Source organism: Streptomyces corchorusii, from assembly GCF_001514055.1.
GTDB classification, from domain to species: domain Bacteria; phylum Actinomycetota; class Actinomycetes; order Streptomycetales; family Streptomycetaceae; genus Streptomyces; species Streptomyces olivaceoviridis.
Window position 1 is genome coordinate 182,032 of record NZ_KQ948370.1, and the last position, 10,337, is coordinate 192,368.

At 68.9% G+C, this 10,337-nt stretch carries 11 protein-coding genes and 2 pseudogenes; 7 read left to right on the top strand and 6 right to left on the bottom strand.

Annotated elements, in window-relative coordinates:
* Positions 1-421, top strand: a 421-nt coding sequence (locus tag AQJ11_RS38135) for a chloramphenicol phosphotransferase CPT family protein (RefSeq protein WP_059266404.1), incomplete at its 5' end; no start/stop codon positions are given.
* Between the two features lie 554 nt (positions 422-975).
* The gene (locus tag AQJ11_RS38140) at positions 976-1,422 is read left to right on the top strand and encodes a peptidase inhibitor family I36 protein (protein ID WP_059266377.1); all 447 of its coding nucleotides are present in this window, start codon (positions 976-978) and stop codon (positions 1,420-1,422) included.
* Positions 1,423-1,900: 478 nt separating this feature from the next.
* Here AQJ11_RS38140 and AQJ11_RS38145 read toward each other — a convergent pair whose 3' ends face one another.
* The gene (locus AQJ11_RS38145) at positions 1,901-2,380 is read right to left on the bottom strand and encodes a lamin tail domain-containing protein (protein ID WP_208616723.1); all 480 of its coding nucleotides are present in this window, start codon (positions 2,378-2,380) and stop codon (positions 1,901-1,903) included.
* 403 nt (positions 2,381-2,783) lie between these two features.
* Between AQJ11_RS38145 and AQJ11_RS38150 the strand changes: the two genes are divergently transcribed.
* Both AQJ11_RS38150 and AQJ11_RS38155 read left to right on the top strand, forming a co-directional pair.
* Entirely contained in the window at positions 2,784-3,089 is a 306-nt protein-coding gene (locus tag AQJ11_RS38150) for an ArsR/SmtB family transcription factor (RefSeq protein ID WP_059266379.1), read from the top strand.
* Positions 3,090-3,189: 100 nt separating this feature from the next.
* Positions 3,190-3,843 (top strand): hypothetical protein, encoded by a 654-nt coding sequence (locus tag AQJ11_RS38155; protein WP_159061765.1) that lies wholly within the window; start codon positions 3,190-3,192, stop codon positions 3,841-3,843.
* Between the two features lie 17 nt (positions 3,844-3,860).
* Here the strand turns inward: AQJ11_RS38155 and AQJ11_RS38160 are convergent, their stop codons facing one another.
* The 4 genes from AQJ11_RS38160 to AQJ11_RS38175 form a co-directional block, all read right to left on the bottom strand.
* On the bottom strand, positions 3,861-4,922 hold the full coding sequence (locus AQJ11_RS38160; protein ID WP_244218557.1) for a hypothetical protein: 1,062 nt from the start codon (positions 4,920-4,922) through the stop codon (positions 3,861-3,863).
* A 228-nt stretch (positions 4,923-5,150) separates the two neighbouring features.
* Positions 5,151-6,203 (bottom strand): ArsO family NAD(P)H-dependent flavin-containing monooxygenase, encoded by a 1,053-nt coding sequence (locus tag AQJ11_RS38165; RefSeq protein WP_059266382.1) that lies wholly within the window; start codon positions 6,201-6,203, stop codon positions 5,151-5,153.
* Positions 6,200-7,318 (bottom strand): ACR3 family arsenite efflux transporter, encoded by a 1,119-nt coding sequence (arsB, locus tag AQJ11_RS38170; RefSeq protein WP_059266383.1) that lies wholly within the window; start codon positions 7,316-7,318, stop codon positions 6,200-6,202. Before arsB ends, AQJ11_RS38165 begins: the two co-directional genes overlap by 4 nt.
* Positions 7,315-7,623: an ArsR/SmtB family transcription factor gene (locus AQJ11_RS38175; RefSeq protein WP_059266384.1), complete on the bottom strand. Its 309-nt coding sequence runs from the start codon at positions 7,621-7,623 to the stop codon at positions 7,315-7,317. The genes arsB and AQJ11_RS38175 overlap by 4 nt, the downstream gene beginning before the upstream one ends.
* Before the next feature lie 91 nt (positions 7,624-7,714).
* Here AQJ11_RS38175 and AQJ11_RS38180 point away from each other — a divergent pair, with 91 nt between their 5' ends.
* From AQJ11_RS38180 to AQJ11_RS38190, 3 genes and pseudogenes are all read left to right on the top strand, one after another.
* Entirely contained in the window at positions 7,715-8,149 is a 435-nt protein-coding gene (locus AQJ11_RS38180; protein WP_059266385.1) for an arsenate reductase ArsC, read from the top strand.
* Positions 8,146-8,358, top strand: a pseudogene (locus AQJ11_RS47315) (NAD(P)/FAD-dependent oxidoreductase); the annotation flags it as partial. The gene AQJ11_RS38180 and the pseudogene AQJ11_RS47315, both read left to right, overlap by 4 nt.
* A 497-nt stretch (positions 8,359-8,855) precedes the next feature.
* On the top strand, positions 8,856-9,917 hold the full coding sequence (locus AQJ11_RS38190; protein ID WP_059266387.1) for a hypothetical protein: 1,062 nt from the start codon (positions 8,856-8,858) through the stop codon (positions 9,915-9,917).
* A 251-nt stretch (positions 9,918-10,168) separates the two neighbouring features.
* Here AQJ11_RS38190 and AQJ11_RS48720 read toward each other — a convergent pair.
* Positions 10,169-10,337, bottom strand: a pseudogene (locus AQJ11_RS48720) (IS701 family transposase); the annotation flags it as partial.

Consider the following 10,337-nt stretch of genomic DNA (forward strand, 5'->3'; position numbering starts at 1 on the left):
AGAACTCGATGCCGCGCTGCGGCGGACCAGGATGGGCTTCCACCGCTCGATCGCGGCCATGGCGGAGGCGGGCAACGACATCGTGGTCGACCATGTGCTCAGCGAACCGTGGCGGCTGCTCGACTGCCTGACACTGCTGCGGCCCGAGGACGTGCTGTTCGTCGGCGTCCACTGCCCGCTGGACGAGCTGGCCCGCCGCGAGCTGGCCCGGGGCGACCGCCCGCCGGGCCTCGCGGCGCACCAGTACGACCTGGTCCACGGCCACGGCGACTACGACCTGGAGTGCGACACCAGCGCGGCAAGCCCACGTGAATGCGCGCAGCAGATCAAGGAGTTTCTCCCGCACCGCCCCAGCCCCACCGCCTTCACCCGCCTCCGCCGACACCACCTGACTGACGACCGGGAACCGCTGACGGCGTGAGGCATGCCTACTCGGCTGTTGGTTCCCTCGTAGCCGGCACCTGAGCCCCGGGGCTGATCCTTACGGCCAAGAGCCTGTGAATGAAGATCCACATGTACGGCTGGAGTACTAGGCCGGCCACAGGGGCAGGGGCCGTCGCCGGCAGCAATCAGGCGGGGCTCCCGGGCACCGTCCACACTGATCTGTCGGGTGACGTATCGGCGTCGATCAGGTCCTCGCCTTGAGCCCGATCCCGGTCAGGCGGGCGCGTTGCAGGCAGGCGGCGTCCATCAACTGGTAGGCAACGGTGCGCAGGTCCTCCTCGTGGGCTGAGGGTTCGGTCAGGCGGCGGGCCTTCTCCCCACTGGTGCCGCCCGCGAATCACGGAGTCAAGGGTGATCATCCGGGCAGCCTGGCCGCGACGGCGCAGCTGGAGGCCGAGCTGGACGACGAGGTTCACAGTGCGGCTCGGGCGACGGCGCCGGTCGAGAGCCGTCGAGAGCCGACTCGCTCGTCTGAATGAACATCGGCGGGAATCGGAATGGCGAACCGTTCCGCCAGGACAGGCCGACGCCATGAAACTTCTGCCTACACGACGGCCCCACACCGGCAGGAGGGCGCTGCTCGCCGCCGCCGTCCCGGCCGTCCTGGCCGCATCACTGACCGGCCTCACGCCCGCCCAAGCCACCACCACTGCCAGCGTCCCCGCCGTGGCCCGGGACCAGATCGCGTGCCCGCGCGGGTTCGTCTGCATCTACCCCGACATCAACTTCAACGGCCAGCCCTACGTCAAACGCGCCGTCGACGGGTCGGTGCGGCACCTGCCCGACTACATCCGCGGCAAGGGCAGCTCCATCATCAACAACAGCAGCCGCACCGCACGCGTCTACCAGAAGGACAACTACTTCGGCCGGCACGTCTGCGTCGGACGCGACGGCGGCACCATCAGCGACCTGCGCTCCTACCAGCTCAACGACACCACACACAGCCTCCGCAACAACGACACCCCCTGCGGCGCCTGATAACCGCCCTGCACAGGTCCGACCGCCTGCCGGCCGCCGGCCGGCAGGCCCTCGGGCTCGGCCCTCCCCCTGCATCGGTGCAACCGCCTGGTCCACGGGCCGGCCGCATGGCACCAGCACAGGAGTCTTCCTCCGGGCTGACCTCGTAGACCGACCTGCCGGGCGCCGTGGCCCGCAGCGGCGGTGGGAGGAGGCAGCAGCGGCCGGTCCCGGCGTCCGGCAGGACGGCAGGGCGCCGGAACGGGCCAAACCCCGCTGACCGGGCGGACCGGGCGGATCGGCATGCGCGCCCCGGCCAGCGGCCGCGGCACCCCCGGGCGCCGCCCCACAACGCGACGCGCGCAGGAACAGGGTGGAACGGCCCACCACGCCCAGCTGACCCCGCCACGAGCGTACGGAAGGTGGGCCGCCCCCGCACGAGGCGACCCACCGTGGACACGTCCGGCTCAAGACCGGAGTCATCTACCGCCGCGTGAGGTCAGTGGCGGTGCCCTTCGCGGCGGTCGCCGCCGCGGTGCCGGTCGTCGCCGCGGTGATCGCGGTGGTGGCCCCAGGAGACCTCGTCGACGAACCGGTCACGGTGGTTGCGCAGGGTCGCGGTGTCGGAGTGGTTGTCCCACACGTACGCCCGCCGGTCCTGGTACAGGTCCGTCCGGCTGTCGCGGCCGATCCCGGTGTGGACACGGACCGTGGCGCGGCCGTTCAGCCGGTAGTGGTCGAAGGTGTAGGTGTGGCCGTCCTCGTCCGCGAGGGTCCAGCCGTCCAGGTTCACCGCCCGTCGCGAGTCGTTGGTGAGCTCCACCCACTCGGCGTTCAGTGAGCGGTTGGAGCGGTCGTCCCGGCCCGGGGAGTTGTACTGCACGTCGCTGATGTACACCACCGGACGGTACTGGCGGCCATGGTGGTGGCCGTCGGCCGAGGCCGGCAGCGCCACCGCGCCCACCACCGCAGCGGCCACACCGGCAACGGCGGTCAGACGACGGACGGAAGAAGAAACGGACACAGAGGTCCCCCTTCAGGTGCGCACACCCAGCCGAACCGCGGTATCGAAACCGCAGCCCAGCCAGGTGCGTTGTGCTGTTGCGCAGCCGGTCGGCCGCACACCCACACCGTGCAGCCCAGACCCTCGCTCTGTGAGGGAAATGCGAAGGGCATTACAGCTTCTACGAAATTCTGTGACATTCGCCTGTAGTAGCCATCAATGTTCTTGCTGCACAGTGTTGACGGCGTATCGGAGGCCGTTCTCCTTGGAATTGCTCGCCTCAGACAATGAATCGCCGAGGTCCGCCACTCCGGCCGCCGCGTGCCGGTTCACCCGAAAGTGAGTAACAAGCCCTCCGCTCCGGCCGTGCTGCCCGCCGCTGACCGAGCGCCCGATGACCGCCGAGGAGGCGGAGACGGCCGCGCGGATGTTCAAGGCCCTCGGTGACCCGGTCCGGCTGCGGCTGTTCTCCGCGGTGGCCTCGCACGAGGGTGGCGAAGCGTGCGTGTGCGACATCTCCGACGTCGGTGTCTCCCAGCCCACCGTGTCCCACCACCTGAAGAAGCTCAAGGAAGCCGGGCTGCTCACATCCGAGCGACGCGGCACCTGGGTCTACTACCGCGTCGAGCCGTCCGTGCTCGCCGCCATGGGCCAACTGCTGGTAGGTGCATCGGCTGCGTCATGACCACACTTGGACGCCCGCCGGCAACGCCCAGGGACGCTACGGCGGCGGGCAGTTGCCAAAAGCGGTAGTGGACGAGGCGGGTGGTTGCCATCCTGACGGAATGGAGGAAGCAGAAGACCGGTTGAGCCTGCCCCGGCCTCGCTGGGCAAATGCCGAGATCGCCGTCTGGGGCGGTGCCGGCGAGGACGATCTCGTCCTCGCCGGCGGCTATCTGCGAGTCGCCGAGACTGCCGCCCGGCACTGGATCGCCCACGGCCCGGACGACCGGCTGCCCCTCCCGATCCTCTACAACTACCGGCACAGCATCGAACTGTCGCTGAAGTGGCTGATCCGCAAGGCCGCCCAGTGCGCGCTGCGCGAGGGTTACACAGGAGAAGAAGACCTCAGCCCCGACCAGTTGGACAAGCGTCTGCGCACGCACAACATCAGGAGACTGGCGGACTGCCTCAACCGGTACCTGGCCCTGCTGGACCTGCCCAAGGTGGAACAGCGCATCGACCCGGAGTCGTGGAGTCAGCTGAACTGGCTCGACAGCGAGGATGCGACAGGAGAGACCTACCGATACGCCGTGGTCGGCCACGGCGCCGGCCGGGCTCCCGCCCGGCCCGTGCAGCAGAACGTCAACTTCTACGAGCAGGTGAACGAGCTCCACAAGCTCGCGCACCTGCTGTGGGGCGGCTACTCGGCTCATCTCGGTGAGTACGAGAACTGGCAGATCGAGTACATGGAGGCCATGGACACGGCTGGCTACTGAAGCGGTGCGTGTTGTCGCTACGGCGTCGGCTTCTTGTGGCGGGTGAGGAGCTCGGTGAAGAAGTCGGAGATGAGCTGTGGGCTGTCGGGCCGGGTGAGTTCCCAGCCGCCGAAGCGGTAGATCTCATAGCCAGCCAGCCGCAGGCGGCGGTCCTCGGCGACCATCTCCGAGTACAGCCTGGGCGAGGCGGCGTAAGTGGTGCGGCCGTCCGCGCCGGTGGGGTTCTTGATGCCGTAGTGGTGGGCGCCGTCGACCTCGATCACGATGCGGGAGCGGTCGGGTGCCAGCAGCAGGAAGTCCATGCGCTCGCGGTGCAGGGCACCGCTGTGTCCGCCGCTCTTGCGGGTGTAAGGGTCGTAGTGCAGGTAGACCTGCGGGATAAGGGCGGGCAGGTCGAACCCGTCTGGTTCGGCGTAGCGGGCGCAGTACGTGCGCAGGACCGTCTGCTCTGGCAGGGAATCCAGGGAGCGGTACAGCCGCCGGTACAGGGCATCGGCGGCCTCCCGTTCCTCGCTGTCCGGCATGTGGTGCGCCTGCCACCAGGTGACCATCTGCCGCCAGGTCAGGCCCTGTAGCGGCAGCGGGTCCCTGTACACGAGGCAGTTCTCGGCGTTCCGGACGATCTCTACCTCGTTGCTCACCGCGTCCCGCAGCACGATCTGCGGCTTCGGGCCAATGGCCGCGAAGATGAGGTTCTTGAAGGTGCCACGGGGGCCGTTCTTGAAACGCCACTCGTACTCGGCCTCCTGTAGATCCTCCAGGGCCTGCCTGGTCGGCCCGAGCAGCTCTTCGATGCACTCGCGGCGCGCCTGCCATCCGCCGCCTCCGGACATGTCGTTCTTGCGCCAGTAGTCGTAGAAGCCGCTGTGATGACGGAACGGTAGTTGCGGCGGCTCCAGGCCCAGGCGTTCGAGGACCGCTCGGTGTGCTTTGACAGCGAGGACGACTTCCTCGTCATTCATCCGTTCGTCATGGCGTGTGCCCCGGGCGACGAAGTCCTCGTGCAGCAACCGGGTCAGCGCCACGGCCACGTCCAGGTCCGGGCGGTCCGGCAGGGGACCGAACCGCAGAGACTCCATCAGCTCGACATCCAACTCCCACAGCTGACACACCCATTCACCCGGCCTGTGGTCAGGCCAGTCCGGGTGCTCATCGGGCCTGCCGCGGAAGAAGTCATCTGTCTGCATGCTCGCGCATCCCCCTGCCCCACAGCGCTGTCGGAAGAAATTGTCGCTGGTGTCACTGACAAGGGGAGCTGCGCGCACGAGATGAACAGGCCGGTGACAACGCGGCGGCCGCTCCGGCGCCTACATGAGCAGGCCGGAGACCTCGCGGGCGGCGTCCCGGGCGGTGCGGCCGACGCCCATGAGGGTGGCCGAGGCAGGGCCGGTCCAGTCGCCGTAGCCGAGCAAGTGCAGCCGCGGCTCACCCAGGGCACGCGTCCCGTCGGTGGGGATGCGACCGCGCGGCCCCCGCAGGTTCAGCGGGGCGAGGTGGGCCAGTGCCGGGCGGAAGCCGGTGCACCAGACGATCGCGTCCGCGTCGCTCTGGCTGCCGTCGGCCCACCGGACGCCGGTAGCGGTGAGCCGGGTGAACATCAACTTGGTGGTCAGGAGTCCGGCGGCACGGACGGGCGGCACGGCCACAATGTCGCCGAGCGAAGCGACTCCGCCGGTGTCGCTTCGGCCGGCGTCCAGGGCGCGGCGACGAGCGGTAGCGACATCGAACAGGGCGCGGCCGTCGACGTCGTCCGGCAGGAACCGCGGCGGGCGCTGGGTCACCCACGTCGTCTGAATACGGCCGTCCAGAGCGAGGTCGGCGGCGATCTGCGCGCCGGAATTGCCGCCGCCGACCACGACGACACGCTGACCGGCGAAGTCGGCCGGGCAGCGGTAGTTCACCGTGTGCAACTGTCGGCCGGTGAAGGTGCTGCGGCCGGGCACGGCGGGGAGGAAGGGCCGCGACCAGTTGCCGGTGGCGCTGATGACTGCACGCGCCTGCCAGGTGGCGGAGTCCGCTTCGACCAGGAGGCGGTCCGCGTGGCGGCGTACGGCGTCCACGCGGGCGCCGTGCTGGATGGGCAGGTCGTAGCGCTTCTCGTAGTCGGTCAGGTAGTCCACCACGTGCCCGGCGCCCGGGTACGTCTCGCCCGCCTGAGCGGGCATGAGCCGGCCGGGCAGCGAGGAGTGCTCGGCCGGGGAGAACAGGTGCAGCGAGTCCCACATGTGCTGCCATGCCCCGCCCGGCGCCGCCTCCGCGTCCAGGATTACGAAGTCGAGACCCTGGCGGCGCAGGTGGTAGCCGGCGGCGAGTCCTGCCTGGCCGCCGCCGACCATCACCACATCCGTCTGCTGCGTCACGGGGCCGTCGTCACCGCGGCGGCGGCGAACTTCCGGCGCCAGGCAAGCGCGACGTAGACCAGGCCGATCAGCACCGGGACTTCGATGAGCGGGCCGACGACGCCGGACAGGGCCTGCCCGCTCGTGACGCCGAAGGTGGCGATGGCGACCGCGATGGCCAGCTCGAAGTTGTTGCCCGCCGCGGTGAAGGCGAGGGTCGCGGTGCGGTCGTAGGCCAGACCCAGGCCCTTGCCCAGGAGGAAGGTGCCGAAGAACATCACGGCGAAGTACACCAGCAGCGGCAGCGTGATCCGGGCGACGTCCAGCGGCTGCGAGGTGATGGTCTTCCCCTGGAGAGCGAAGAGGATGACGATAGTGAACAGCAGCCCGTACAGCGCCCACGGCCCGATCCTCGACAGGAACCGCTGCTCGTAGTCGGCGCGGCCGAGTTTCTTCTCGCCCAGGCGGCGGGTGAGGAACCCGGCGGCGAGCGGGACGCCGAGGAAGACGACGACGTTGAGCGCGATCTTCCACATGGAGATGTCGAGGTGCTCGCCGTCGCCGAGGCCGAGCCAGTCGGGCAGCAGGTCGAGGTAGAACCAGCCCAGCAGGCCGAACGCGAGGACCTGGAAGACCGAGTTCAGGGCGACGAGGACGGCGGCGGCTTCGCGGTCGCCGCAGGCGAGGTCGTTCCAGATGATCACCATGGCGATGCAGCGGGCCAGACCGACGATGATCAGGCCGGTGCGGTACTCGGGCAGGTCCGGCAGGAAGATCCATGCCAGCGCGAACATGACCGCCGGGCCGACGATCCAGTTGATGACGAGCGAGGAGGCCATCAGTTTCCGGTCGCCGGTGACGGCGTCGAGCCGGTCGTAGCGGACCTTCGCCAGCACCGGGTACATCATGATCAGCAGGCCGAGCGCGATCGGCAGGGAGATCCCGCCGATCTCCACCTTCGCTAGGGCGTCGTTCAGCCCCGGGATGAGCCGGCCCAGGCCCAGACCGGCGGCCATCGCGGCGAGAATCCACACCGCGAGGTAGCGGTCGAGGGTGGAGAGCTTCTTGACGATCGAGTCGTCCCCAGCCGCCTCAGCGCTCGTGGCGCGGGCAGTGGTGGGCTCGGTGGGGGTCACGGGCAGGCCCTCTTGTTCTCGGCGGCGGTGCGGGCGGAGGCGGCGAGTTCGGCGAACTGTCCGGACAAACCGGCCAGGACCTCGGGTCTGAGCTTGTAGTAGGTGAAGCGGCCGCACGGCTCGGTCTCCACCAGCCCGGCCTCACGCAGCACCTTCATGTGGTTGGACAGGTTGGTCTGCTTGGCCCCGGTCTCCTCCACCAGGTGCGTGGTGCACAGCGTCTCGCGCGCCAGCAGGGTCACGATCTGCAGCCGGAGCGGATCGCCCAGCGCCCGGATCACATCAGGATCGACTGAAGTCAGCATGCGCTGATACTGTCACATCACTGTTCGCTGATACCAGCGGATACTGATGTCATGGATGGCGTGCAGCCGCCGCGAGACGAGAGAGCCCCTCATGCCCGAGAACCCCGGCACGAAGCCGTCCGTCCTGTTCGTCTGCGTCCACAACGCCGGCCGCTCCCAGATGGCCGCCGCCTGGCTGACCCACCTGGCCGGGGACCGCATCGAGGTCCGCTCCGCCGGCTCCAACCCGGGCGAGCAGGTCAACCCCGCCGCCGTCGCCGCGATGGCCGAGGTCGGCATCGACATCTCCGCCGAGGTCCCGAAGATCCTCACCGTGGACGCGGTGAAGGAGTCCGACGTGTGCATCACCATGGGCTGCGGCGACACCTGCCCCGTCTTCCCCGGCAAGCGCTACCTCGACTGGAAGCTGGATGACCCGGCCGGCCAGGGCGTCGAGGCGGTCCGCCCGATCCGCGACGAGATCAAGATCCTGGTGGAAGGCCTGATCGCCGAGATCGCCCCGGCCCAGCCGGAGGCGACCGCGTGAGCGAGATACGCGACGTCGTCATCCTCGGCTCCGGCCCCGCCGGATACACCGCCGCCCTCTACACTGCCCGCGCCCAGCTGCGCCCCCTGCTGTTCGGCAGCAGCATCTTCGTCGGAGGCTCGCTCACGACCACCACCGAGGTCGAGAACTTCCCCGGCTTCCCCGAAGGCGTCGACGGCCCGGTGCTGATGGAGAACATGCGGGCCCAGCACACCTTCCGCCAAGCCATCACCGGCGCGGCCGCGGCCGTGGACGCCGAGCTACCTCGCCGCCCACGGCACGGCCGAGACCGAATCGGAGACCGCTGCCGTCCCGGCCTGAGCGCACTCGCAGGTGGGCCGCCCGGAGCATCCGGGCGGCCCTGGTGGCGTTCCGGCATCAGCCCTCATCGGTAGGGCGAGCGATCACACTCGGCGACCACGGCTTGCCAAGTATCCCGCTGCATCCTTGCCAACTACGCAGCGACACATCCGTCCGACCAGCGACAACCTGCGCCGCTATTTGCCAACAAGGCTGCGTGGTCACAATACGCGAGCGAGCCCCGGACCAGATCGGTCCTGGTCGCGGGGGTTGACGCGGCAGGTGACCCCGGGTCTCGGGTGCGGCCGTACGCCTGAGCGCCGTGCAGGGCCCGCCTCGGGGCGGGCACCGGGCTTGTCAGTGCTGCCGTCTACCTTGTCGGTAGATGTCACGAAGGGGTCGAGCATTGAACTCCAGTTACTACCAGCACCAGTTGGATCTGAAGAGGAAGGCTCGGGCCGCAGCCTTGAAGAGGGCGAGTGATCTGGGTTTGAAGCAGGCGGACAAGCAGGGCAAGGCTACGAACAAGGCGGTATCGGCCGGGAGGGCCAGCAGCCCCAACGTGGCGAAGAGCCGGCTGCGGACCGCCCAGCGCTACGAGAAGGAGGCCAACACCGCCGCGGCCCAAGCCAGCACCTGGACGGCGAAGGCGGCCAAGCTCGAGAAGGAGATCGCCGTCCTGACCACGAAGTTGGCCAAGGCGCAGCAGGCGGAACGGGAAGCCGACGAAGCGGCGCGTCGCCGCGAGGAGGACGAAGCACGGCGGATCGCCGCCGCGCAGCAGCAGAGAATCGAGAGCCGCCTGTCAGCGGCGGAAGGCCAGGTAGACATCGTGATGAAGGAACTCCGCGCCCCGAAGCCGGAGAAGCTGCGGATCCTACTGCTGGGCGCGTCGTCCGCCGGGGACCTGCGTGTCGGCCAGGAGCAGCAGAGGATCCGCGCAGCGGTGGAACGCGCCACTCACCGCGACCTCGTGGAGCTGGATGCCCATCCGGCCGCGACCGCCGACGTGTTCCTGAACGCCCTGACCCGGTTCAGGCCGCACGTGGTGCATTTCTCCGGGCACAGCGCCCACGACCTGATCTACTTCGAGAGGGGAGAGGACGACTTCCACGACGAAGCCATCGTCAGTGCCAGCGCCTTCGCCAGTGCCATCGCGGCGGTGGACGAGAAGCCGCTCCTGGTGCTGCTCAACTCCTGCCACTCCGCGGCCCAGGCACAGAAGCTGGTCGACACAGTGCCGTTTGCGATCGGCATGTCCGACTCCATCGGTGACACCGACGCCATCACCTACGCCGCACGCTTCTACGCGTCGGTGGCCGATGGCCAGTCGGTTCAGGGTGCGCATCTGCTCAGCAAGGCGGCCATCGCGCTCAACGGTCTCCTCGACGATGAGCTCCCCATCCTCGCGCACCCGGTGGACGTCGACCCGGGTGCAGCAAAGCTGGTGACCCCTCCGCCGGCCTAACCAACACGTACGGGGCGAGGGCATTTGCCCTGTTTCGAGCGGGAGCCGGGAAACAGTCGCTGACCCGGCCCCCGCTCGAAACAGGGCCAGCCACAGGCACTAGTACTCCAGTCAGAAATCGTTGCCTGAGCTGGTTCTTCTTCGGTAGTGGCAGCGGCGGGCGATGGCCTGGTGTTGTCGGCGCCAGAGGGACCAGTTCAGGGCGTGGATGACTGCTCCGAAGCGGGGTGTGGGCCGGGGCAGGAGAGCGTTCAGGAGTCTGCGGACCTCTGCCACCGTGAAGCGGACGGTGCTGGTGGGGTCGTTTCTGCGGCCCCCCTTTCGGTGGTCTGGGCCGCGACGACGGACAGAAACGCGTGGGCGAGCATGGCCAGGGTGATGTGGCGATACCAGCCCGGATAGCGGCGGACCTCGTACTGA